Origin of the sequence: Staphylococcus sp. HMSC034G07 (assembly GCF_001835975.1) — a bacterium.
Classification (GTDB): Bacteria; Bacillota; Bacilli; order Staphylococcales; family Staphylococcaceae; genus Staphylococcus; species Staphylococcus ureilyticus.
On the sequence record NZ_KV826593.1, the window covers coordinates 379,453 to 405,964 of the forward strand.

Here is a 26,512-nt window from a genome sequence, read left to right on the forward strand (position 1 = left end):
TGGATATGCTAAAACGATGTTAAAGTGTGTTAAACTGGTATACTTTAACACTTCAAGTGAAGTAGGTACAGAATCGAACGATACTCCAACAGACTTTTAAAAAAACTTTAGCTCTAGGAATATTATAAATAAAAAAAATACTAATCCGTACACAACGGATTAGTATTTTTCTGAGAACAGTGTTAATTCCCGGAATTTTTACTTTTTATTAATTGTTTTTTCAATTAGTTCATTTAAATGTCGAATGTTTTCACTTTGTTGTGCTAATAGCTTAACAATTTCATCATCTTCACGGCCACGCGTACTTTCGTTTTTATTCTCTTCGTGTGTAGCGAAGGATGTTGATTGTTCACTTTCATTTTGCGACTGTGCTAAATCTTTTTTATATGATTTTAAAGCTTCATATAAAAATGCACGTTGCGTTGTTTGTTGTGCAATTTCGTTATATAACATTTTCGTTTTTTGATCCACAGATATTGTATTATTTTCTTCATTATATGTGTTTTGTTGTTTGCGGATGCTAAATGTACGATCATAACTATCATTACCAGCAGACTGATTGATATGTGCATAATTAGATGCAGGCATCTCGCCTTGTAAAGCATGCCCTTCAATATCTACGTGAGGTAATATTCTATATAACCATGCAGGCATATACCAAGACGCTTTTCCAAATAATTGTGTCAACGCAGGAATCAATAATAAACGTACGATAAATGCATCAAACAATATACCAAATGCAAGTGATAATCCCATAGATTTAATCATTACATCATCTTGGAAGACGAATGCAATAAACACACTGAACATAATAAGTGCTGCCGCAACAACGACTGGACCACTTTCTTTAATACCTACTTTAATCGCGTGCTCATTATTACCTGTTTTACTGTACTCTTCATGAATACGAGACATAAGAAATACTTCGTAATCCATCGCCAGACCAAAGAGCAAGCCAATTGTAATAACCGGTAAGAAAGCTAGTAATGGTCCCGTTGTATCTACGCCAAACAGTTCAGACATAAATCCTTCTTGCATTATTAAAGTCGTAAAGCCTAATGTTGCCACTAAAGAAAGGACGAAACCTAGAACTGCTTTTAGTGGAATAATGATAGAACGGAAGACAACCATTAATAGTACGAACGCTAATGCTACGATTACGCCAGCAAATAATGGGATAGCTTCATTTAGTTTTTGCGACATATCTATATTAATTACACTTTGTCCAGATACTTCAGTTTTGAAATTATATTTGTCTCTCGCATCATCATTATAATCTCTCAAATCATGAACTAAATCATTGGTAGATTTAGCATTTGGACCTTTATCAGGAATTACCGCTACTAATGCATAATCTTTATTTTTGCTTAATTGTGGCGGTGCAACCATTTTCACATTATCCATATCTTTAATATCTTTGCTCAAGCTTTGTAAGTCTTTTTGCAACGCTTCAGGATTATCATTTTGATCTTTCACATTGACAAGCATTGCAATTTGACCATTATATCCTTCTCCAAACTTATCAGATACAATATCATATGCTTTTTTCTGAGTTGTATCCGCTGGTTTCATACCATCATCAGGTATACCTAAACGCATATCATTAATCGGTATAGCAGCTACAACTAAGATAATAAGTCCAATAAGCACTGCTGCAAGTGGTTTTCCAACTACAAATTTGGACCATTTCGTATCTACATCTCCCTCAAACTCAGTTTTCGTTTGTTTAGGATGAATTTGCTTATGGAAAATACTAATCAATGCTGGTAATAAAGTTAATGCACTAATCACTGCGACAAATACACTAATTGCAGAAGCGAAGCCCATTACGGCTAGGAAATCTATACCAACAAGTGATAATCCACAAACAGCAATAATGACTGTAACACCTGCAAAGATGACTGCACTACCTGCAGTTCCTACAGCTAAACCTATTGCTTTAATATGATTTGGTTCGCTTTTAACAATTTGACGATATCTAAATAAAATAAATAGTGCATAATCGATACCTACTGCTAAACCAATCATAACCGCTAATGTTAAAGTAACATTTGGAATATCAAATGCATACGTCAATAACGATATGATACCTACACCCGTGCCTAAACCAAGTAAAGCACTAATGATTGGCATACCTGCTGCAATAAACGATCCAAACGTAATTAGAAGTACAACAAATGCGACAATCACTCCGATTAATTCAGAAGAACCGCCAATTTCAGTCGATTCCATACCTGTACCCATCAGTTCTACTTGTACGTTATGCTCATCTTCTAATTTTTCAACTTGGTCTTTCACTTTATCTTTTGAATCTTCTTTTAATGACGTTGCAGACACATCATAATTAATATCTGCGATGGCTGTCGATTTATCCTCACTGATTTGTTTATTGTCATAAGGGTCTGAGATATTTTTAATATCTCCATCATCATCTTTAATATCTTTCAATGTATCTTTGATATCTTTAGTCATATCTTGCTTCACTATGCCATTATCTGAATCACTTTTAAAGACTGCTCTAATTTGAGCTTTCTCACTGTCTTGCCCAAATTCGTCTTCTATTTTGTCATTCGTATCTAATGACTGTAATCCATTCATAGTTATATCATTATCAAACTTAGGTGAACTTATTGTAAGCGGTATAATAATTGCTGCAAGAATAATCACCCAAGCAACAACACTCCACCATTTGTGCTTTGCAACAAATGAACCTAATTTGTATAAAAATTTCGCCAAACTATTGCCTCCTTAATTAATCAACGTTATAGTTTATACATATACTGTAGATTATTTCTATTGACATCTTATAATGATTTACCCTATTTAAAAAAGAACTAAATATCCAATTTCGTATATTTAAACTACAGATTAGGAGAATTGTAGAATGAATGAAAAAGATTTGCGTGTAATCAAAACAAAACGGGCATTATCTCAAAGCTTATATGTACTATTAGAAAAATATGCGTTTTCAACTATTTCTGTTAATCAAATTTGCAATGAAGCGTTAGTTCATCGTACAACCTTCTATAAGCATTTCTATGATAAATACGATTTACTTATTTATTTAATGACTTACTTAACTCAAGATTACTTTTCCACAGATATTAAAGATCGTATCAATAACCCTTTTACTAGCATGGAACAATCCGTCACACACATTGACGATTTTAGTAAAATAAAGCATAAACAAGAAGACGATAAAGAATTTGAACGTACAGTTGAAAATCATTTTATCCGTATACTGCAAAATGATATTAAAGCAAACGAACATCGGATAACGGTTGACCAAAGCGTTCCAATAGATTTAGTATTTTATGTTTACGGTGCGACTTTATACGGTTTTATGGAATGGATGGGTGAACATAATAGTAATATGTCGTATGAAGCCATTGATGCACTTTTTCATAAAATGATTAATATTCAAGTTAATGATGAATAAAAAGAAGCACTCAGATGAATTGAATAAATCATCTGAGTGCTATTTTTCTGGGATTTATCCCAGAATCTTTATTTTACTAGAAATGTTATCCTAGCCGATTGTTAACAATTAAAACATTTCTGAAACAACTTTTTGTTCTAAGAAATGTAATAGATAATCTGGGCTACCTGTTTTTGCATCTGTACCAGACATTTTGAAACCACCAAAAGGATGATAACCAACAACCGCTGCAGTACAACCACGGTTTAGGTATAAGTTACCAACGTCATATTCTTTAACAGCTTCAATCCAGTTTTCGCGATTATTAGTAATAACTGCACCTGTTAATCCATAATCTGTGTCATTAGCGATTTCTAATAACTCATTAAAATCTTTTCCTTTTACAAAACCAACAACAGGCCCAAAGATTTCTTCTTGCATGATTTGATCGCTTGATTTAAGTCCAGAGAAAATCGTAGGTTCAACAAAGTAACCAGTAGCACCATCTGTACCGCCACCTTGTTCTAACTTACCTTCTTTTTTACCAATTTCGATATAATTTTTAATTTTATCAAATTGTTTTTGGTTAATAACTGGTCCCATTGAAGTGTTATTTTCTGTATTTCCTAAAGTTAAATCTTGTGTAAGTTTAACTGCTTTTTCTAATACTTCATCATACACATCTTGATGAACGATCGCACGTGAACAAGCAGAACATTTTTGACCTGAGAAGCCAAACGCTGATGAAACAATAGATTCTGCTGCCAAGTCTGTATCGATCTCTTTATCAACAACAATCGCATCTTTACCGCCCATCTCAGCGATAACACGTTTTAAAAATTGTTGTCCTTCTTGAACTTTTGCAGCTCTTTCAAAGATTCGTGTACCTGTTGCGCGTGAACCTGTAAACGTAACAAAGTGCGTATGAACACTATCAACAAGATAATCGCCAATTTCTTTTGGATCACCTGGTACAAAATTCACAACACCTTTTGGTAAACCTGCTTCTTCTAATACTTCCATTAATTTATACGCTGTTAACGGGGTATCTTCTGCAGGTTTTAAAAGAACTGTATTACCAGCAACAACTGGCGCTAAAGTAGTACCCGCCATAATTGCAAATGGGAAGTTCCATGGTGGGATTGTTACCCCAGTACCAATTGGTTTATAAAAATATTTATTGTGTTCGCCTTCTCTATCTAATACTGGTTTACCGTCTGCTAATTCCATCATTGATCTAGCATAATATTCGATAAAATCAATACCTTCAGCTGCGTCACCAACTGCTTCATCCCATGGTTTACCAGCTTCATACACCATCACTGCTGATATTTCTTCTTTGCGTCGTCTAATAATAGCTGCAACTCTAATTAAAAATTCAGCACGATCTCTGTGCGTCCAACGTTTCCAAGATTTATAAGCTTCATTAGCTGCATCAAAAGCTTTATCTACTTCTTTTGTTGTAGCTTTTGATACTTCAGCAATAACTTCAGAAGTGTTCGCAGGATTGATAGACTGAAATGTATCCTTAGTAAAAATTTTCTCCCCATTAATCACTAACGGAAGTTTTTGATTTAATTCACCTTTAACTTTCTTTAATGCTTCTTTGAATGATTCGACATTGCTATTATCAGTAAAGTCAATGCCTGGTTCATTTGTATAGTTGACAACCATTTTTTCTACCCCCATGTAAGTTTGTAAATAGAAAACTAAAATGGAAAAATTCCATTCTTATTTTCATTGTATAGGTATCACACAACAAATGCAATCGCTTACAATAACTTTTATAAAAATAAATCGTATTTTATGTCTAACTTTTACTTTTAAAAACTGTATTGCGCTTGATTTATATCGTTCAATTGACTTCAAAAAACACTTTCTTTAAATTTTTTACATTTATGAACTTAAAGAAAGTGTTTAATTCGTATAATGTCACATTAAAATTGTTACAACGTCCATTCAATTCAACCATCGTTGAATAATGACATTTATCAAGTCAACAAACAATATTTAATTTTTATGTACTTTTTGACTTTTATTATGTTTATGTGGTTTTTTAACTAACAGTATGATGCCTGCAATTAGCCATAACAATGCTGTAAATATATTTAATGTAAACACACAGACAATTGCAAGTAATATAAATACAACACCTGCAGTTTTTGGTATCTTCTTGATTAATAAAACAAATATTAATGCTAAGATTGTCGTTACAATAACTAAGCCTAAAGCAACGATAAATAATTGACTAATACTATCTAATAATTGTGATGTTTCTGTTTGAGTTAAATTATCGCTAATAGCATCTTGATTTTTAAAAGAACCCATTAATGAACGTTTAAAACTCCGATCGTTTAAAAATGGTGCAGCAATAGCCATTAAAAAAATCAGTACAAATTGTATGAAAATTCCTAGCCAAATTAGTACTTTTTCCAAAGTACGTTTCATATGCAACCTCCTTTGCAATTTATAATTTTTCATATGTTCTATACCCACAAAAATATGAATCATGCAACGTCATCCATATTATAATATTCGCTAGCATTTTCAATGAATAGTGTCATTGTATTAGGGTAATTTCTTAATATAAATGAAAACAAAGGGATGATTTAACACTATTATGAGTGACAAAAATGCACACGACAGAAAGAAGAAACATAGAAATCTTGTTTATATGATATCTGTTGCAATTATTGTGCTTATAACATTAATTGCAGGTATTTTCCCTAAAAGTTTTGGTAATCACGCACAACAAGTCTACGATTATATAGCAAATAGTTTTGGATGGCTGTTTTTAGTAATTATTTTTATTTTAGATATATTTTTAATTGCGTTAGCCATTTCACGTTATGGTCGCTTTAAATTGGGTGATGATAATGAAGCTCCTGAATTTTCTATGATGTCTTGGATTGGGATGCTCTTTTCTGCAGGTTTGGGTGTCGGCATTGTATTTTGGGGTGTAGCAGAACCATTAACGCATTATTTACATTCTCCATTTCCTGGAAAAACGCCAGACGCTTCATCAGAATCAGCGCGTGTTGCTATGGGCTATACTTTTTTTCATTGGGGTATTTCTCAATGGTCTATCTTCGCAATTGCCGGTTTAACAGTGGCGTACTTCCAATTTAGAAAAAAACGTGATGGTCTCATTTCAACGGCGATGGAACCTGTATTTGGTGAATCTTATAAACGACCATATCGAAATGTGATAGATGTATTAGCCATTATAGCTACAGTAATGGGGATTGCCACATCTATTGGTTTAGGTATTATGCAAATTAGTGGTGGGCTACAACATGTCTTTAACGTTCCTAACAATAATATTACCAAAATATCAATCACTATTTTAATGGTAGGTATTTTTTTAACATCAGCGATTACTGGTTTAAATAGAGGTGTAAAATGGTTAAGTAATATCAATATTGGCTTAGGCGCAATATTACTTATCTTCATGTTTATTTTTGGTGATTTTAAATTTATTTTAGAATCTTATACATTAGCAATCGGTGATTATCTACGTCATTTCATTGAATATAGTTTACGCATCAGCCCATATACAGGCGATAACAGTTGGATACAACAATGGACTGTTTTCTATTGGGCATGGGTTATATCTTGGTCACCATTTATTGGTGGTTTCGTAGCTCGTGTCTCTCGCGGTAGAACGATTAGAGAATTTGTTATTGGTGTATTAATTATCCCACCTTTAATTTCATTTACTTGGATAGCTGGATTTGGTGGTACAGCTGTTAAAATAGCATTGAATGGTAACGACAATATCGCTAATATTGTCGACAAGGATTATACTGTTGCTCTTTTTGAATTATTATCCAAATTTCCTATCGCTGACATCACAAGTGCATTAGCAATCGCACTTATCTTTATATTTATCATTACAAGTGCTGATTCTACTACACATATTGTTGCGGGTATGGCAACTGGTGGTATTGCTAATCCTAAAATCAAACATAAAATTATTTGGGGCATATTAATTGGTGCTATATCTGTTTCTATGACAATTGCAGGTGGTTTAACGAGTTTACAAACTGCCTCAGTTGTAACAGGTCTACCATTTTCAATTATTTTATTACTCATGATTTTTTCTCTAATGCGTGCATTGAGAAGAGAACCAACGGAACACTTTAAAATGACCTACATCAATGATGATAAAGATTATTCTATACCACTAGAAGAACGCGAAACAAATCATTTAGAAACCGATGAGGATTCCCCGATAGAAGAAAATGAACCAAGTAATCATAACGATAATGGCAAAAACCATGATAAAGATACCAAAAACAAAGATGATTAATCTATCATACTGTTTAAACTCATCCAGCTGACCCAATAAATTACCATTGTTTAATTGAGTATTAAATATCACAAACGGACATCGTATTGAAATCCAAATGTACTTTAATTTCAATACGATGTCTATTTATATTTTCCAAAAGATTCTGAACATTTTATACAACTTATATGCTACTTTTTGCTAAAATGTAGCTAAGACGTTAAATTTAAGGGGATGAACACTTAATGAATTTACAAAACCAACACCCAAGTATATTAAGAAAAATGATTAGTAAAAATGAACTTACAGGTCATACAAGCGGAATGGCTAAAGGTTATGTCCAAGCTAATGTAGTCATATTACCCTCTATTTATGCATATGATTTTTTAAAATTCTGTTTCAGAAATCCAAAAACATGCCCACTTTTAGATGTTTCAGAAATTGGTTCAACCTCTTTTCCTACTTATGGTAAAGAAGCTAACATCACAAATGAAGTAGCACAATATAAAGTATACCGTTATGGCGAATTAGTAGAATCTCCTACTGACATATCTCATTTATTTAATGATGACATGGTCAGTTTTTTGATTGGCTGCAGCTTCACTTTTGAGCATGCTTTGTTGGAGGCGGGTCTACCAATACGTCACATTGAAGAAGAACATAATGTTCCAATGTATATAACAAATATTCCAGCCGCACCAAGTGGCCATTTCTCAGGAAATATCACTGTTAGTATGAGACCGATGACTATGCAACAAGCTATAAAAGCAACAGAAATTACGACACACTTTAAAAATGTTCATGGTACGCCAATACATATAGGAGATCCATCAACAATTGGCATCGAAAACATAACAAATCCTGATTTTGGCGAACCTGTCACGATTAAAGAAAATGAAGTACCAGTATTTTGGGGTTGTGGTGTTACGCCTCAATCTGTTGCGTTAGATGCTAAACCAGAATTGATGATTACACATGCACCAGGACATATGTTTATCACTGACGTCCCAGATAGTCAGTTAAGCGATTAATTTCACATGATACACATTTTTACACACTAATTTTACTGATGGAAATTTAAAAAGCAGCATGATAGCATCCACAAATACTAAATGGCTGCTATATGCTGCTTTTCATTTTTTAATGGTTTTTATGATCAGTATGAAACACGGTTGACTATTTTAAGATTAACATTTACATCATTTACTTATAACGTAGCATTATCGTGCTTCTATCTCTTCTTTCGAAACGACTGGATAATTTTTAAACCAAACTGAACATACATATCCTACGATTAAACCTATAACACCTACAATGGCGCCATAAATAATTATTTTTATCGGGTTATTGAAACCGAACATAACAAGAAAACCTGCGAGCGGGGTAGCTGTACCTGTCGCATCATTAATCATACCTGATGATGCTATCACCGCACCTGCTAAAGCACCACCAATAAAGTTAGCGGTATAGACGGGTACTGGATTGGCTGACACAACATCTGCTTGTGATAATGGTTCAATACAAACTGCAATTCTAGATTTACGATCTCCTAGTTTAAGTTTATTAAACATCGTACCGTTAATGAAAGATGATGCAAATGAAACCATGGCTGCAATTGCCATTGGCATCCCAGTTAAACCTAATAACGCAGTCAATGCCATGGAACTTAATGGTGCCGTTCCAACAACTGTAATGACGCCACCAAGTATAAGACCCATAATAATCGGGTTAATTTCTGTGGAACTTTGAATAATATCCCCAATTTTCAATAATGAATTATTTACTAATGGCGTAATTACAGTAGCTACTAATCTTGCTAGTGGCGCTATAATCAAAATACCCACTATTAAATCTACGCCGTCCGGCACTTTATGTTCTGCAAACTTCATTAAATAACCAATTGCATAACCAGCAACAAATCCTGGTATTAAATCTAAACCGCCACAAGCTGCTGCAATCACTAAAGCATACACAGGCGAAACCCCGATTGCTAAAGCTACCAAACCTGCAGCTGCCACACCGCCAAGTCCACCAGCAGCATCACCAAGATCTCCTAAAAATTTAATACCAAACAGATTTCCACCAACATACTTATGAAAAGCTTCCACTAAAAATGTTGCTATCGCTGCATTAGCTAATGCTCCCATTGCACGCATGCCATTAGGAGCACGATATGTAAATAATGTAAATAACACTAGTACAACGATTAAAAACAAGGTCCCTATTAAAATATCCATGAATCATTCTCCTCTTTCTTTGAACTGCTCACACAATAAATTTGTGCAATAAATCGTTCAATCCTTTCTAAATATGGATGGCAAAGCTACTTGCAAAAAATAAATATTAAAATATTTGAAAATCACAAAATATAAACTTTTCAATTTCCATATTTATATATTCTAACATAATTTTTTATTATATTCCGAACAATTTTATTAATTTCTAATTAAGCTCCGCGGAACATTTTTTAAAACAAATTTAATTTATTTTAAAATTTCACGCAATAATATTTTATTTATCCTGTTGAAAAATAAAAAAGAGTCGTAACATGATCCGTTGCAAACGTTGAATCATGTCACTAACTCCTATCGAAAAAGTTCAATATTTAATATCATCATGTCGATGCGTTGTTTTCAATCGTTTTTATTGGTTTTGCCGGAGAACCAACTGCAACTACATTCTCAGGAATATCCTTAGATACAACACTTCCCGCACCAATTACAGAGCCATTACCTATTGTTACTCCAGGTAAGACTATGACATTTGCGCCAATCCATACGTTATCTCCTATATGTATCGGTAACGCTTGTTCCAATCCTTGATTTCTATCTTGATATGCTAATGGATGTATCGCAGTGTAAAATCCACATTTTGGTCCAATAAACACATGATTGCCCACAAAAATTTTACCACCATCCATAAAATAACAATCATGATTGATAAACACCTGTTCACCTAAAAAAAGGTTATAACCATAATCGACATAAAATGGACTTAATAATTCCAAATTATTTGGTTCAGCATGTAACAATGCCTTCAAAATAGTTTGACGCTTTGCTTTATTGCTAGGTTTCGTTTGATTTAATTCAAAGCATAAGTCTTTAGCTATATTTCTTTCTTTATCCAAATTTTCATCGTAATTTGCGTCATACCATTGTCCAGCTAACATTTTTTCTTTTTCCCTCATATTACATCCCTCACTCATCTATAATAATTCACCAGATTAACTATATCATCGCGTCATGATATTTCTAAATAATTGTCTTACCACTATGCAATATAAGATAACCATTGATACATTAATGTACCTGCATAATTGCCAATCACATAACCTAATGTACCTACAATTAATATAGGTCCGACTAAATCAGTCCAACCTTTACCAATAGCTAATGCAGCTGCAGTAGTAGGACCTCCAGCAGTTGCATTACTTGCAAGTAATATCTCTTCAATGTTGAATTTCAATAATTTTCCTAACAACAAGCTCAAACCCAAGTTAAATATTAAAATTATCATAACAAAAATAAATAACAACGGTGCCGTTTTTACAATCGTAACAAACGAGGCTGGTGTACCTATGACAACAAAGAAAATATAAATTAAGAATGTTCCAATTTCAGAGGCACCTGCTAATTTTTCAAAGAAGTCTCCCCAAATTGCAACGATGACAAGTGTTAAAGTTGTAAGTAAGAGATAGAAATCCCCAAAAAATGACACAAGTATAGTTAAGAGCAAATTACTTTGAGGTACAACATGTTGTATTAATTCAGAAAGTTTAAAACTGATTGCAACGATTGCTATTGCTGCAGCGATTGAAAATGCGATATCTAATAATTGAATTTTTTTTGGTTGCCAAAATGATTGTTGTGTTGCCGGTGTATGATCACTATGATAATGTGTTTTAAAGTGTTTTTTAATAAACGGAATGGATGGTATAGCAATTAATAACAGAAAATATAATGCCATGACACTATTATCTGCAACAACTGTGGATGAAACCATTTCTCCAGGCGTTTTTAATTTGGAACTTAAGGCCGCAAAATTCACACCCCCACCAATGTAACTTCCAGTCATCATCGCCCCTATTTTTGATAAATAAGGCACTGAATGATTTAATATAATAAAAGCTACAGTTGTCCCTATCATGGTCCCTATTGACGCAATTAAAAAAATAAATAACAATCGCCGACTTTCTTTCCAAATTTTTAATATATTTGAACTAAAAAGTAGCAACGGTATAGATAAAGGAACAATATAATCCCACACGGTATCATAAACTGGTGCACTCGTTGGGATAACTTTAAAGTTAGAAAGTAACATCGCTCCTACCAATGCAATAATCGCTCCTGAAATCGTACTTGCCCATTGATATCGTTGTTCTAAAAAGATACTTATTGTGGCCCAAACTATAATAATCGCCCATAATACCCATGTATCATCTTTTCCTACTAGTGTACCCAAAACCATAAAATCACTCCCCTTTATTTTGCATGCATAAGATTAAATTTATTCTAACAATAAAACAGTTATTTTTTTACAATTTTCTGAAAAAATAAATTGTCATTACTTTTCCAACTTGATATTCTTACTAATGCAAGGGTACAAACAAGGGGGATTTTTATGAAACAAAAAATTGGTTTGATACTAGGACCGTTGCTTTTTCTTACTTTTTATTTTATTCCTGAGATTACTGGGCTAGATGACGCTCCTAGGGCCGTACTTGCTGTAACACTTTTTGTCGCCACGTGGTGGATTACAGAAGCGATTCCCATTCCGGCTACTTCACTCATACCACTTATTCTACTACCTTTAAGTGGAGGCACAGACGAACAAGTAGCTGCAAGTGCTTATGCTGATCCAATCGTCTTTATGTATATGGGGGGCTTCATTATTGCCTTGGCAATTGAAAAATGGAACTTACACAAACGTATCGCTATGACGATTATCGCTATGATGGGTTCTAATAGCAATAGGATTATTTTAGGTACCATGATTGCAACGGCATTTATATCGATGTGGATTTCAAATGCTGCAACAGCCTTAATGATGTTACCGATTGCATTAGCTTTAATACATGAAATCCAAAACGCACAATTTTTAAAGCCTGAGTCAGCACATAAGTTCAGTAAAGCTTTATTACTTACGGTCGCTTATTCCGCTTCTATAGGTGGTCTCGCAACATTAATTGGCTCAGTGCCAAATGCAGTTTTTGCTGCAATCGCTTCTTCAAGCTTAAATAGAACAGTTTCTTTTGCACAATGGATGATTTTTGCATTACCATTAACAATTATATTACTTATCATATTATATTTGTTAATGACAAAATGGCTCTTTAAAATTGAAGATGCAGATCAAATATCTTCTGATTTTGCTAAAAAATCATTACGTGATTTAGGACCTATGAGTCTAGAAGAAAAATTAACAGGTATTGTATTTCTATTTGTCAGTATATTATGGATTTGTGGTAGCCTGCTTCCATCTTCTCTCCACTTATCAGATACAGTTATTGCAATGATAGGTGCAGTGCTTTTATTTTTAATTCCAGCTAAATCCCACAAAGGTGGTTTACTTGTTTGGGATGATATGAGCAAACTCCCTTGGGGTATATTACTATTGTTTGGTGGCGGTCTTTCGTTAGCTGCTGCTTTTGAAGACTCTGGTTTAACAAAGTGGTTTGGGGGTATGCTAGGCGTTGTAAAACCGTTGCCACTCATTTTAATTGTTATCGTGCTTACGACTGGCATTTTATTCCTTACCGAAGTAATGTCTAATACAGCCGTATCAAATATGTTAATGCCAATCAGTATTGGATTTGCTGCAGCTATCAGCCAAGACCCTTTCATAATTATGGGTATTGTAGCAGTATCATCAACATGTGCTTTCATGTTGCCCATTTCAACACCACCAAATGCAGCGGTATTTAGTTCTGATGAATTAGAAATGAAAGATATGGTAAAAGCTGGTTTTATATTAAATATATTCACCATTATTGTCATATCACTATTTGCTTATTTCTGGTTACCAATTGCTTTTGGTCTCTAATTGAAACTTTAATTAGAATCGATGACCATACATTATCATAAGCACGTCGTATACAACTAAGGTACGATAGTATGTAAATACTCTGGACGCATGTCACAGACTAAATTTTCATTTATAATATATGTATTATCATTAAAAGGAGTCATTACTTATGAAAACAATCATCAAAGGGGTAATAGCAATCCTCTTAATCTTAGGTGTCGTAAAAACATTTCAAGATCACGATATCGTAGCAGAAACTACAAATTATTATCAACAATTTAAAGAAGGAGAAATACTACAAAATATTGAAAATGTTAACTTTGACTCTTTAAAAAATATCAATGTCGATGATTTCATTCCTTCAGATTTCTTTTAATATTTTAAAACGTATGCATCAAACTTGATGCCTTAGTTATAAATGATTAACATACTTTTTAGATATAGATGTACATGCAACCTAGCATCTCTCAATTCAAAACTAGATCATTAACATTTCTATGTTAAATATCATATTAACAATACATGCTCAACTTTAGAAAACTTTACAAACATTGCAAAAGCACTTTCATCTTTCAAAGGATTTTACAATTGCTATAAAATATAACAAAACACTTTCGTTCAATTCATGCTTTTACATGAATTGATATGAAAGTGTTTTTTACTACTAATTAATATAGAAGCATAATCAAAGTCTATCCCCTTAAGAGCTACAAAATGATAATGCTAAATCAAATATTTCAATTAACTTTAAAACAAGACACACCCTACATTCATTACTAATTTTATAGAGTAAGCTTTACTATCAAAGTTGCAGTAAGTTGTTATTTCGTTAGTCCATAATAATCAAGCTACACACTATGCTTAAGAAGTAATATAATCACCGCCATTTACATGAATGACTTGTCCTGTAATGTAAGAACTATCTGCATAAGACGCTAAAAATACATACGACGGTGCTAGTTCTGCGGGTTGTCCTCGACGCCCCATTGGCGTTTCTCCACCTTGATGTGCTACTTTTTCTTCTGAAAATGTAGCAGGTATTAAAGGTGTATATATCGGACCAGGTGCAACAGCATTTACACGTACGCCCCGTTCTATCAAACTTGTCGCTAAAGATCTTGTAAACGCTACAATTGCCCCTTTGGTTGCTGAATAATCAATAAGATGCGCTGATCCTCTATATGCTGTTACACTTGTAGTATTGATAATGGCATCACCGTCTGCTAAATGTGGCGCTGCTGCTTGAGATAAAAACATCATGCCAAAAATATTAGTTTCAAACGTTTCTTTCACTTGCTCTGGCGTAATTTCTTGAAAACTATCCTGTGGAAATTGAACGCCACCATTATTTACTAAAATGTTTAAACCTCCAAAGTCTTTAACCACTTTATCAATTAATGCTTGAGCGTCTGACACTACCTTTAAATCATGTGCATAGGCTTTAGCTTTTACACCTATTCTTTTCAAATCATCCACTACTTTTTGAGCATCTTCATGTTCATCATAATAGCCAATAGCAACATTTGCACCTTCTCTTGCAAATAGCATCGCTACAGAACACCCAATGCCAGAATCACCGCCAGTAATCAGAGCAACCTTGCCCGTTAATTTGCCACCGCTTTTATAACCTTCCATCTCTGTTATAGGCTGTGGATTCATCTCTTTTTGAATACCTGGTTGTTTGTTTTGTGTATAACCTTTAATTTGCTTATGAAATTCTAATAAATTCATCATTATACCCCCATGTGTAATCATTGTGTCGTGTACTACATACCACGAATAGACAACGACAAACATATTTAAAAAAACCCGATACATAAACTAAAAATGCTGTGAATCATGTTATATGTTTATAACTTCATTCACAGCATTTTATTTAAGCTTATTTATAGAATGTTTTATTTTTTAAATTGAATGTTTTACAATTCGGCTTGAATGTATAAAAGACATAATTGCAAATATACAATACACAATTGAATATACTATCATGACAACATAAACTGGTGTCATACTTGTCGCATTATAAATACCCATAAAAGCTTTTGCTGCAAAGTAAGCATGCATCAGTGACACAACTAAAGGTAAGCCAAAGTTGAAAATTACTTTTAACCCTAGTCCTTTCAACATATCCTGATGAGTATAACCAATTTTTCTTAAAATGCGAAAGTTCGGGATTTCATCTTCAGTCTCATCCATTTGTTTAATATAAATAATACATCCTGCTGCCACTAAAAATGCCAAACCTAAAAATGAAGTGACAAATAGTAAAATGCCGACACTTTCATTCATTTCTTGTTTTATCACACCTTGTGATTGGATACTCGGTTCAATAGATTGTGCAATTTTCGTTGCTTTTGTCAAATCTGTATGATGTTTCAAATCATAACCGTATTGTTTATTCGTTTCTTTACCTTCTTGCTTGATTTGCTCATATTTATCCGAGCTTACTAATAATACTGGACCACCATAACTTACTTCGCTCATAAATGTCGCTTTATTACTGTCGCCAATCACCTTGAATGTTTCCGTATGACTATTTTTTAACTGAATCTCTTTATTTAAATCATATTTTACTATTCCAGTACCAGCTGCTAAGTTAATCAATTTAGCTTTATTTCCAGAAACTGCTTTATCATTAAAGTATTGATTGCTCGTAACAAACAAGGTTTTCATATTACCCATATTTGATTTTTGAAATACTTGATCATTTAATATATCGCCACGTGTCACTTCTTTATAGTCTTTCTTTACTTCAATGTGTGCTTTTTGTAATTTACTTTCAAATTGTTTTGCTTGTTTACTATCTTTAAAATTTAAGTCATGAGGTGCCATTAACTTTGTATTTTCATCCATCGTTGATTTACTAATTGCACCAAAACATAATACCGTTACGGTTACCGCTGAAATAGTTGCAATGATTGTTAATGATAATGCATTTTTCTTCATTCTGTGCATGATAGATGATGTAAACACAACGTCAGTGATTGACACATTGCCTTTTTTTGAACGTTTTAACGTTTTAAATATAAGCGAAACGGAACTACGGAAAAATAAATATGCCCCTAACACCGTTAAAAATAAAATGATAAATGGTGAATAGATAACCATATTGAGAAACTTACCAAACATTTCTGTTGAGATATAATATCCTACACCAATCATCACAATACCTAACACACCGAAGATCACTTCGATCACAGTGATTTGAGATTTGGTTGCTTCTGTGCGTGCATTGTCATTCATCATCATTAAAATACTACGCTTACGTAAAAAGATAAAGCTTTGTATGAGTATGAGTACAAATGACACCACAATAAGCATCAATGTTTGTATGACTGCTGGCAATTGGAACGATAACGATACGCTCATATTGATGTCTAATATTTTGAGCACGATCATCAGCAGCAATTTCGAACCAAATATGCCGATAATCATTCCGATAACGCCAGTTAATAAAAGCATCATCGCTTGCTCAATGACTAACATTCTCATGATGTTGTTTCTTGTTAAACCAATCAATTGATACAGCGCAAATTCACGCGTTCTACGCTTAATAAATAGTTGGTTTGCATACATTAAAAATATAACAATTATAAAGAATAAAAATACTGCGCCAATTTCTGAACCTTTTTGAATTGTCTTTAATGATTGCTCATTATTAATACTATTTGTATATTTTAAAGTTACAAAACTAAAATATAAAACGATACTGACAATTAAGGAAAATAAATACATGGCATAATGTCTAACGTTTTTCCTTAAATTCTTGATAACGATTTGATTAAAATTCATTTGCCACACCACCTAAGGCAGTTTGCATGTGAATGATGTTTTTATAAAATGCTTGATTACTATCCTCACCTTGATATATTTCTGAATGTATATCACCATCTTTTAGCATAATGACACGATTTGAATAACTAGCTGCAACGGGGTCGTGAGTGACCATTACGATGGTAGCATTCGTCTTTTGATTTAACTCTTCCAAACGGTTTAGTAAGTCTTGTGCACTTTTTGAATCTAAGGCACCCGTTGGTTCATCTGCAAAAATAATAGCAGGTTTGTGTACTGAAGCCCTTGCCGCAGCAGTACGTTGTTGTTGTCCTCCAGATATCTCATTTGGATATTTATGGCCCAGTTGACTAATACCTAATGCTTGCGTGACTTCGTTATAATTTTGCTCTTTTTCTTGTTTAGATAATTTTTGAATAGATAGTGGTAACATTATATTTTCTTTAACAGTTAATGTATTAAGCACACTATAATTTTGGAAAATAAAACCTATTTCTTTTTTACGAAAGTCTGCTAATGCTTTATTACTCATTTTATTAATTTGATGACCATTAATTTCAACAGTACCACTCGTTATATAATCTATGGAACTAATCACATTAAGCAATGTCGTTTTTCCAGAGCCTGATGGCCCCATAATCGTCACAAATTCACCTTTTTCTATTGCAAAATCTATGCCTTTGAGTACTTCTTGTTTTCTATGTTTATTACCATAATTTTTAGTTAATCCTTCTACTTTAAGAATAGACATGTGTTACACTCCTTCAATCACTTTACTTTTATTTATATTTGTATCATAGCGAATTCACTTTATTTTCTCGTTTGATTTTACTAACAAATACATATTTTCAAATTACAAAACTGTCACATGTTTATTTCGTAATAAATTATATTTTTTTAAATTTTTTTTGTCATAAAGTACTATAAACTTTTTTTATGCTATGTGCTATACTATTAAAATTGACTTTTAATAAAGGAGCACAGTTTATGCTAAATAAATTAAAGAAAGAATGGCTCACTGCACCAGGTACAAATATATTAGCAGGTATTGTTGTAGCACTTGCGTTAATTCCTGAAGCAATCTCATTCTCTATCATTGCAGGTGTAGATCCAATGGTTGGATTATATGCCTCGTTTATCATCGCTGTTGTCATTTCATTAGTTGGGGGTAGACCCGCAATGATATCAGCTGCTACTGGTGCTGTTGCTTTAGTTATTGTGCCATTAGTTCGAGATCATGGTATTCAATATTTACTTGCTGCCACCATTTTAATGGGAATCATTCAAATCATCTTTGGGTTGTTGAAAATAGGTAGACTTATGAAATTTATTCCAAATTCTGTAATGATTGGGTTTGTGAACGCATTAGCTATAATGATATTTATGACACAACTTAAACATATCTTTGGTATCTCCATGCCTACATACTTATTTGTCATTATCACACTATTAATCATTTATTTATTACCTCGTGTGTTCAATCGTATACCTGCACCATTAATTGCTATCGTCGTATTAACAATCGCATATTTAGTTACCGGGGCAGACGTTAAAACGGTTGGAGATTTAGGCGAAATTAAAAAAAGCTTACCGCAATTAATAATCCCAAATGTACCATTTAATATGGAGACTTTTAAAATTATATTTCCCTATGCCATATCAATGGCAATCGTAGGTCTTGTAGAAAGCTTATTAACCTCACGCATCGTCGATCAGGCAACCGATAGTTATAGCAACAAGAATCAAGAAGCTCGTGGACAAGGTATCGCAAACTTTATCACAGGCTTTTTCGGTGCAATGGGAGGTTGTGCTATGATTGGACAGTCGGTTATTAATGTGCGCTCAGGTGCAACCACACGACTTTCCACATTTACAGCGGGTGTATTTTTAATTATCTTAATTATGGTCTTTGGTGACTGGGTTGTTGAAATTCCAATGCCAATTTTAGCAGGCATCATGGTGATGGTTTCGGTAGGTACATTTAACTGGGGATCATTTAAATTTATTCAAAAAGCCCCACGTTCTGATGCATTTGTGATGATATTAACGGTCGTTATCGTTTTGTTCACAAGTAATCTAGCGCTTGGCGTCATTGTTGGTGTTATCATCAGTGCATTATGTTTTGCTACAAAGATATCCAATGTTTCTGTCCAATATGAGGAACAAAATCATCACGTCTATTATAAAGTTAAAGGACAAATTTTCTTTGTCTCTATCGATTCTTTAATGAATCAATTAGATTTAGAAATAAGAGATCAAACAATTTATCTCGATTTTAGCCAAGCACATCTATGGGATGATTCAGCTGTCAATGCAATAGATACTTTAATAGAAAATTATAAAAAGAAAAATAATATGATTTATGTAAAACATCTTAATAAAGACAGCCGTAAAATTGTTTCTGAACTCAGCAAAGTCAATCAGCAGCAACATCTAATATAACTTTGATTTAAATCATAAGCTAACATCACTTGTTACATACATACTGATGTTAGCTTATTTTGTTTCAAACAAACACATTGACTTTTATACCTGTAGGGGGTATATTAAATTTAACAGATGACATACAAATAGCGTTTCGTTATAAATCTATAAAACAAAAGGAGGCAGTCACTGAGATGAGTAACAACAAAAAAACGACACTAGGCATTACGGGCATGACTTGTGCCGCGTGTGCAAACCGTATCGAAAAGAATTTAAATAAAATGGAAGATGTCACAGCAAATGTCAATGTCACAACCGAGAAAGCAACGATTGAATATAATTCAGATCATACTTCAATCGATGCTTTAACTCAAAAAATTAAAGATACAGGTTATGATGTTGTCACTGAAAAAGCTGATTTAGATGTCATCGGTATGACTTGCGCTGCATGTTCAAATCGTATTGAAAAAGTTCTTAATCGCACTGACGGTGTTGAACAAGCCAACGTCAATCTCACAACCGAAAATGCAACGATAAATTATAATCCAGAAGTGACATCTATAGATGAATTGATAAAGAAAATACAAAACATCGGCTATGATGCAAAAACCAAAGCAGCTCCTTCAGAAAAGAATTCACGCAAAGCTCAAGAATTAAAAGGGAAACGAAACAAATTAATCATTTCAGCCATCCTTTCTTTACCTTTATTATTGACGATGTTTGTCCATTTATTCGGACTACCATTACCGAGTTTCTTAATGAATCCCTGGTTTCAATTCATATTAGCTACACCTGTTCAATTTATAATTGGTTGGCAATTTTATGTAGGCGCTTATAAAAATCTACGAAATGGCTCAGCCAATATGGACGTATTAGTTGCTTTAGGTACGAGCGCAGCATTCTTTTACAGTATTTATGAAATGATAAAATGGTTGAGCAATACAAATGATACACCTCATTTGTATTTTGAAACGAGTGCCGTATTAATAACACTTATCTTATTTGGTAAATATTTAGAAAGTCGTGCCAAAACACAAACTACCAATGCTTTAAGTGAATTGTTAAGCTTACAAGCCAAAGAAGCACGTATAATCAGAAATGGTAAAACACAGATGGTGCCACTCAGTGAAGTTGTTGTGGGAGATTATATACAAGTAAAACCAGGAGAAAAAATACCAGTTGATGGTCAAATAATTAAAGGTATGACTGCGATAGATGAATCTATGTTAACCGGTGAATCTATCCCTGTTGAAAAAACATTAAACGATAATGTGATAGGATCAACAATGAATAAAAACGGTACGATTACAATAGAAGCAACAAAAGTAGGAAAAGACACTGCTTTATCTTCTATTATTAAAGTAGTTGAAGACGCTCAAGGTTCAAAAGCGCCTATACAACGTTTAGCTGATACGATTTCTGGTTACTTTGTTCCTATTGTCGTAGGCATTGCTATACTCACATTTATCATTTGGATTGCTTTTGTTCAAACGGGCCAATTTGAACCTGCGCTTGTAGCAGCAATCGCTGTATTAGTGATCGCTTGCCCATGTGCATTGGGCCTCGCAACACCCACTTCAATTATGGTGGGTACTGGTAAGGCTGCTGAAAATGGTATTTTATTTAAAGGCGGCGAGCACATAGAACGTACGCACCAAGTCGATACAGTTGTTCTAGATAAAACAGGAACAATCACAAACGGTAAACCAATTGTGACTGATTTTGAGGGTAATAATGAAACCCTACAACTATTAGCTAGCGCAGAAAAAGATTCTGAACACCCATTAGCTGAAGCAATCGTCAATTATGCAAATGAAAAAAACATCGACTTATTAGAAACATCTGCTTTTGAAGCCGTACCTGGACACGGTATTCAAGCAATGATTCATAACCAAGACGTATTTGTTGGCACACGTAAATTCATGAAAGATGCGCATATAGATGTTTCAATGTATGAAGATAATTTAGTTAAATATGAATACGAAGGTAAAACGGCTATGCTCATTGCTATTAATCAATCACTGCAAGGTGTGATTGCAGTCGCTGATACAGTCAAAGACTCTGCCGAGGAAGCAATACAACAACTACACGAATTAGGTATTTCCGTAACAATGCTTACAGGAGATAATGCACGAACAGCACAAGCGATTGCTAAACAAGTAGGTATAGACGCTGTAATTTCAGAAGTATTACCAGAAGAAAAAGCTTCAAAAATCGCTGAACTACAAGATAATAATAAAATTGTAGCTATGGTTGGAGATGGCGTTAATGACGCACCAGCATTAGTTCAAGCCGATATTGGTATTGCTATTGGTACAGGTACAGAAGTAGCAATAGAAGCAGCGGATGTCACTATTTTAGGCGGAGAATTATTATTAATTCCTAAAGCAATCAAAGCTAGTAATTCAACGATAAGCAATATCAGACAAAACTTATTTTGGGCGTTCGGCTATAACGTTGCCGGTATCCCTATTGCCGCTTTAGGTTTACTTGCACCATGGGTAGCTGGCGCAGCTATGGCATTAAGCTCCGTAAGTGTAGTAACCAATTCGCTTAGATTAAAACGAATGAAATTATAACTCAATTTTGTAATAATACTAATAATAAATATCCTTAATTTAAGGAGGTGATTCTTATGGCAACAGAAACAATTAAAGTTGATGGCATGAGCTGCGATCATTGTAAGCATGCAGTAGAATCTGCGCTGACGAATCTAAATGGCGTATCAACAGCTGATGTAAACCTTGAGGCTGGTAATGTTGAAGTCAATTTTGACGACAATAAAGTTACAATGACAAGCATGAAAGATGCTATCGAAGATCAAGGTTATGATGCTAAATAACCTGTACATTTATAAAATAAGGGCTGAGACGAAATCAAACGTCTTAGCCCTGTTTTTATATTACCTATTTAATTAACGCGAAGTTTACTATCCCCTGTATATATTACTTCTAATGTTGCATCTAGCGCATCCACAATAAGATTTTTCACAGCTGCATCTGTATAAAAAGCAATATGTGGAGATAGAATGACATCTTGTCGCTCTATCAATTCAACTAATACTGCATCATCCAATTGTGTATTGCGTTGATCACTTGGGAATAAGCCTTTCTCACCTTCATAAGTGTCTAATGCTGCTCCTTTTAATTTCCCACTATTCAATGCATCTATAAGCGCTTTTGTATCAACAATCGTACCGCGCGCACAATTAATAAACACGGCACCAGTTTTCATTTCTGTAAATACTGTCTCATTAAACAAATATGTATTATCCTTTGTCGCTGGGATATGTACAGTGACAATATCCGCGTCTTTAATTGCTTCACTCATGCTTTCCTGATATGTCAAATACGCTTCGCATGAAATTTGAGGTTCAATATCATATGCTACTACTTCTGAACCAAAACCTTCTGCAAAAATTTTACCAACAATGGAACCAATACGACCTGTACCAATAACTGCAACTTTTAAATCTTTTATAGAACGTGACAAAATACTTGGTTGCCATCTAAAATCATATGTTGCAGTTTTATTTTGTATATCATTAAAATTTCTAATTAAATTTAATGCTTGGGATACGGTATATTCAGCGATTGAATTTGGAGAATATGAAGGTACGTTGGTTATAACTAGTTCATATTGCTTAGCTAACTCAAGATTGTAACTATCAAATCCAGCACTTCTCTGAGCAATTTGCTTAATGCCATAATCATGTAATTTTTTATATACTGTTTCATCTAATTCAATTTGTTGTGACAATGACACCCCATCAAAACCTTTGACACGATCTACCGTTTCCAAAGATAAAATGTCACTATCTAAATCTACTAAAACCTGATTTTTTTCTGACCATTCATTAATAAAAGGGATATCTTCTTCTCTGACACCAAAAAGTTTAATGCTTTTCATTAATCGTTTCACTCCTAATCTGCTTCATATAAATGTTTTAATGATTGAATGCGTTCTGCGGCTTCCATTAAGCTATCATCATCCACTGCTAATGAAATACGTACATAGTGCCGCCCATGTTCACCAAATGGAACACCTGGCGCAACCAAAATGGATTTTTCTTTTAATAAATACGTTTCAAATGTTTCACCATCATAATGTTTAGGGGTTTTCAACCATAAAAATATGCCACCATTCATCGGTTCAAAAGGGATTCCCACTGCATTCAATTTAGCAGTGAACTTATCTCTACGAACTTTAAATATTTCATTTTGACTCAAGAGGAAATCATCATAGTGATTTAAAGCAAAGGTAGCCGCATCTTGCAGTGCACCAAACATACCAGCGTGCGTATGTGTTTGATATTTTTTCAATGCTTGTATCATATCTTTGTTTCCTACAGCAAAACCAACTCTAAAACCTGACATATTATATCCTTTTGATAAAGAGAAAACTTCTATTGCTAAGTTTTTAGCACCCTTTGATTGTAAAATACTTGGATTTTTATAATCAAAACCAAATGCACTGTAGGCAAAATCATGAACAATTTTAGTTTTTGTGCCTTGAAATTGTTTAATTGCTTTATCAAACACATCTTTTGTAGCAACTGAACCTGTAGGATTATTTGGATAAGTTAGATAAACTAAGCGCGTATTCAATAAGACATCTTTATCTATCGTATGCCATTGTGGCAAATAATAAGGTGGCTTTAACACAAGTGGTTGTGGCTTAGCATCTGCCAATAATACACCTGCTAAATAATCTGTATAACCTGGATCAGGAAGCAGCACATTTTCCCCTGGATTAACGATGCATGTAGGCAAAGCGACTAAGCCGTTTTTCGTACCATATAAGATACAAACTTCTTCATCCTTATCTAATTCAACCTCATATTGTCTTTTATAAAAATCCACGATTGCTTGCTTAAATGTTTCTTTCCCATGAAAAGCGACATATTTTTGATTTTCTGGTTTATAGATGGCTTCTGCGTAACAATCAAGAATACCTTTAGGCGTTGCACCATCAGGTATACCTACTGCCATATTAATCAATGGCAAAGGACCAGGCTCTATTTTACGCCCCATCGTTTTGCCAAAGTAACTATCCGGAATTTGTGATAATCGATCTGATATTACCATTAAAAGTCCTCCTTAAAATAAAAAACTATATGCCCCTTAAGTGACATATAGCTCTCACATGACACTTATCTATCAAGTATTTTACTTGTTGAATGTAGCACAGTACTTATGATAATAGATAAGTCTGTTGCTGAAGTTTCAACGGGTCAAGTCCCTCCACTTCTCTGGATAAGTTACTTTATAATTAAATTAATATTAATTTTATCAGAATATTCTAACATGTCAATATAAAAAAGAGTGACTCGCTTGAGTCACTCTTTATCTATATCACCAAACAGAACTCGTTCAGCGTTATAGATTTTACCACCAACCGTGGTTTTTACGGAATTCTAATGCTGCTGCTTCAGAACCGTAACGTTGTTTAGCATAGTTTAACATACCTTTAGTTTGATCTGCTACTGAACCAGTACCCCATGATTCTTTAGTTTGGCCTAAACCTCTATATCCTGCTGGGTTAACCGCATTTGGATTACCACTTGATTCAGGCATTACAATTGAATTCCACATAGCTTCTGATCCACCAGCCGCTAAGAATTGTGCTTTAACTGATCCACCAGTTGAAGCTGCTGATGCTTGAGCTGTTTTATATGTTTGCGTAGCTGCACTTGTTTGTGCTGTTCTAACATTTGTAGTTGCTGAAGCTTTTGGTGCTTCTACTGCTGCTGGAGCAGCATATGATTGTTGCGAACGTACTTCACTTGCAGATTTTTCATTTGTATTAACACTAACTTCTGAACTTACATCTTGTGTAGTGTTAGGTGTTGAAGCTTGTGCACCAACTGCATGGTATTCCCATGACCATGTATTACCGTCTGATGTAAAATTAAACTCGTTACCATCTAGTACAAAATTATAGTTATACGCACCAGCGTGTAATGGTTTTTGATTTAATTCAGCTGAATCATTTAATGCTAATTCTGCTAAATGTGCTTTGTCGATGTTTTGTTCTGAAGCGTGAGCTTGATTGTTGTCAGATGCTGCTGCATATCCTGTTACGCCTAATGCTACTGCTAATGATGAAGCTAAAATTGATTTTTTCATAATAAAATAAATCCTCCAAATTTAATTTCTAATAAAATATATTTTCGATAATTTTTTTGTCGTATTTGCTAAAATTCTTTAAATTTTATGTTTTGTTTTTTGACCATAGTTAATATACCACATATTTTTATCAAACATATTACACTTACATAACAAAACTTTACAAAAATTATTCTGATTTGTAACATTGCAATCTTTTGTAATCATTTTATACAACGTTCTCAAATAATTATTATTGCTCATACGATTTATGAATACTGGCATAAAAAAAGTATTTTCACTTGAACCACTTCATTTTTTATATTGTCTGAAAAATTACAAACAACCGTTTTGTTACATAACTGTAATAATATATTTCGATATCTTTTTTATATATTGGGGTCAAACTTGCAAATTTTTTTGTACAAAATTAAAAAAGACCTTTGATTTGAGGCC

General features: G+C 33.7%; 20 protein-coding genes and 1 riboswitch. Of the genes, 8 read left to right on the forward strand and 12 right to left on the reverse strand.

All coding sequences use genetic code 11. The annotated features are described in order from the left end of the window. Positions 1–198: 198 nt before the first annotated feature. Positions 199–2,736 (reverse strand): MMPL family transporter, encoded by a 2,538-nt coding sequence (locus HMPREF2586_RS03050; RefSeq protein ID WP_070812628.1) that lies wholly within the window; start codon positions 2,734–2,736, stop codon positions 199–201. A gap of 148 nt (positions 2,737–2,884) precedes the next feature. On the opposite strand from HMPREF2586_RS03050, the gene HMPREF2586_RS03055 reads away from it, so the two are divergent. Beyond that, positions 2,885–3,439 carry a TetR/AcrR family transcriptional regulator gene (locus HMPREF2586_RS03055; protein ID WP_070812629.1) on the forward strand — a complete coding sequence of 185 codons (555 nt, stop codon included), beginning with the start codon at positions 2,885–2,887 and terminating at the stop codon, positions 3,437–3,439. A gap of 108 nt (positions 3,440–3,547) precedes the next feature. Here HMPREF2586_RS03055 and pruA read toward each other — a convergent pair whose 3' ends face one another. Both pruA and HMPREF2586_RS03065 read right to left on the reverse strand, forming a co-directional pair. Continuing rightward, positions 3,548–5,092, reverse strand: a complete 1,545-nt coding sequence (pruA, locus tag HMPREF2586_RS03060) for an L-glutamate gamma-semialdehyde dehydrogenase (RefSeq protein ID WP_046206733.1) — start codon at positions 5,090–5,092, stop codon at positions 3,548–3,550. A gap of 336 nt (positions 5,093–5,428) precedes the next feature. Then, positions 5,429–5,866: a DUF4064 domain-containing protein gene (locus HMPREF2586_RS03065; RefSeq protein ID WP_046206732.1), complete on the reverse strand. Its 438-nt coding sequence runs from the start codon at positions 5,864–5,866 to the stop codon at positions 5,429–5,431. Between the two features lie 172 nt (positions 5,867–6,038). Here HMPREF2586_RS03065 and HMPREF2586_RS03070 point away from each other — a divergent pair, with 172 nt between their 5' ends. Together HMPREF2586_RS03070 and HMPREF2586_RS03075 are read left to right on the forward strand one after the other, a co-directional pair. Beyond that, positions 6,039–7,730, forward strand: a complete 1,692-nt coding sequence (locus tag HMPREF2586_RS03070; RefSeq protein WP_070658002.1) for a BCCT family transporter — start codon at positions 6,039–6,041, stop codon at positions 7,728–7,730. Positions 7,731–7,954: 224 nt separating this feature from the next. Continuing rightward, positions 7,955–8,740: a putative hydro-lyase gene (locus HMPREF2586_RS03075; RefSeq protein ID WP_070658003.1), complete on the forward strand. Its 786-nt coding sequence runs from the start codon at positions 7,955–7,957 to the stop codon at positions 8,738–8,740. A gap of 189 nt (positions 8,741–8,929) precedes the next feature. On the opposite strand, the gene HMPREF2586_RS03080 is transcribed toward HMPREF2586_RS03075, so the two are convergent. The 3 genes from HMPREF2586_RS03080 to HMPREF2586_RS03090 form a co-directional block, all read right to left on the reverse strand. Further along, positions 8,930–9,946, reverse strand: coding sequence for a PTS sugar transporter subunit IIC (locus tag HMPREF2586_RS03080; protein ID WP_070812630.1), 1,017 nt, complete (start codon positions 9,944–9,946; stop codon positions 8,930–8,932). A 377-nt stretch (positions 9,947–10,323) separates the two neighbouring features. Next, complete coding sequence (locus HMPREF2586_RS03085; RefSeq protein ID WP_046206728.1) at positions 10,324–10,896, reverse strand: sugar O-acetyltransferase; 573 nt, start codon at positions 10,894–10,896, stop codon at positions 10,324–10,326. A gap of 83 nt (positions 10,897–10,979) precedes the next feature. Next, positions 10,980–12,176, reverse strand: coding sequence for a DUF819 family protein (locus tag HMPREF2586_RS03090; protein WP_064209235.1), 1,197 nt, complete (start codon positions 12,174–12,176; stop codon positions 10,980–10,982). Positions 12,177–12,329: 153 nt separating this feature from the next. On the opposite strand from HMPREF2586_RS03090, the gene HMPREF2586_RS03095 reads away from it, so the two are divergent. After that, positions 12,330–13,751: an SLC13 family permease gene (locus HMPREF2586_RS03095; protein WP_064209234.1), complete on the forward strand. Its 1,422-nt coding sequence runs from the start codon at positions 12,330–12,332 to the stop codon at positions 13,749–13,751. 151 nt (positions 13,752–13,902) lie between these two features. Continuing rightward, complete coding sequence (locus tag HMPREF2586_RS03100; protein WP_064209233.1) at positions 13,903–14,109, forward strand: hypothetical protein; 207 nt, start codon at positions 13,903–13,905, stop codon at positions 14,107–14,109. A 485-nt stretch (positions 14,110–14,594) separates the two neighbouring features. Here HMPREF2586_RS03100 and HMPREF2586_RS03105 read toward each other — a convergent pair whose 3' ends face one another. The 3 genes from HMPREF2586_RS03105 to HMPREF2586_RS03115 form a co-directional block, all read right to left on the reverse strand. Then, the gene (locus HMPREF2586_RS03105; protein WP_070658005.1) at positions 14,595–15,464 is read right to left on the reverse strand and encodes an SDR family oxidoreductase; all 870 of its coding nucleotides are present in this window, start codon (positions 15,462–15,464) and stop codon (positions 14,595–14,597) included. Positions 15,465–15,638: 174 nt separating this feature from the next. Beyond that, entirely contained in the window at positions 15,639–17,525 is a 1,887-nt protein-coding gene (locus tag HMPREF2586_RS03110; protein ID WP_070658006.1) for an FtsX-like permease family protein, read from the reverse strand. Beyond that, positions 17,515–18,276 carry an ABC transporter ATP-binding protein gene (locus tag HMPREF2586_RS03115; protein WP_046206722.1) on the reverse strand — a complete coding sequence of 254 codons (762 nt, stop codon included), beginning with the start codon at positions 18,274–18,276 and terminating at the stop codon, positions 17,515–17,517. Before HMPREF2586_RS03115 ends, HMPREF2586_RS03110 begins: the two co-directional genes overlap by 11 nt. Positions 18,277–18,512: 236 nt before the next feature. Here HMPREF2586_RS03115 and HMPREF2586_RS03120 point away from each other — a divergent pair, with 236 nt between their 5' ends. The 3 genes from HMPREF2586_RS03120 to copZ all read left to right on the forward strand — a co-directional run bounded on the left by HMPREF2586_RS03120 (position 18,513) and on the right by copZ (position 22,791). Next, on the forward strand, positions 18,513–19,967 hold the full coding sequence (locus HMPREF2586_RS03120) for a SulP family inorganic anion transporter (RefSeq protein WP_064209231.1): 1,455 nt from the start codon (positions 18,513–18,515) through the stop codon (positions 19,965–19,967). A gap of 176 nt (positions 19,968–20,143) precedes the next feature. Further along, positions 20,144–22,528 (forward strand): heavy metal translocating P-type ATPase, encoded by a 2,385-nt coding sequence (locus tag HMPREF2586_RS03125; RefSeq protein WP_070812631.1) that lies wholly within the window; start codon positions 20,144–20,146, stop codon positions 22,526–22,528. 56 nt (positions 22,529–22,584) lie between these two features. After that, positions 22,585–22,791 (forward strand): copper chaperone CopZ, encoded by a 207-nt coding sequence (gene copZ, locus HMPREF2586_RS03130; protein WP_046206719.1) that lies wholly within the window; start codon positions 22,585–22,587, stop codon positions 22,789–22,791. Positions 22,792–22,859: 68 nt separating this feature from the next. On the opposite strand, the gene HMPREF2586_RS03135 is transcribed toward copZ, so the two are convergent. From HMPREF2586_RS03135 to HMPREF2586_RS03145, 3 genes are all read right to left on the reverse strand, one after another. After that, positions 22,860–23,858, reverse strand: coding sequence for a D-lactate dehydrogenase (locus HMPREF2586_RS03135; RefSeq protein ID WP_046206718.1), 999 nt, complete (start codon positions 23,856–23,858; stop codon positions 22,860–22,862). 14 nt (positions 23,859–23,872) lie between these two features. Continuing rightward, complete coding sequence (locus HMPREF2586_RS03140) at positions 23,873–25,036, reverse strand: aminotransferase class I/II-fold pyridoxal phosphate-dependent enzyme (RefSeq protein ID WP_070658009.1); 1,164 nt, start codon at positions 25,034–25,036, stop codon at positions 23,873–23,875. 62 nt (positions 25,037–25,098) lie between these two features. Beyond that, positions 25,099–25,211: riboswitch (SAM riboswitch) on the reverse strand. A 125-nt stretch (positions 25,212–25,336) separates the two neighbouring features. Continuing rightward, complete coding sequence (locus tag HMPREF2586_RS03145; protein WP_070658010.1) at positions 25,337–26,077, reverse strand: aggregation-promoting factor C-terminal-like domain-containing protein; 741 nt, start codon at positions 26,075–26,077, stop codon at positions 25,337–25,339. Between the last annotated feature and the right edge of the window lie 435 nt (positions 26,078–26,512).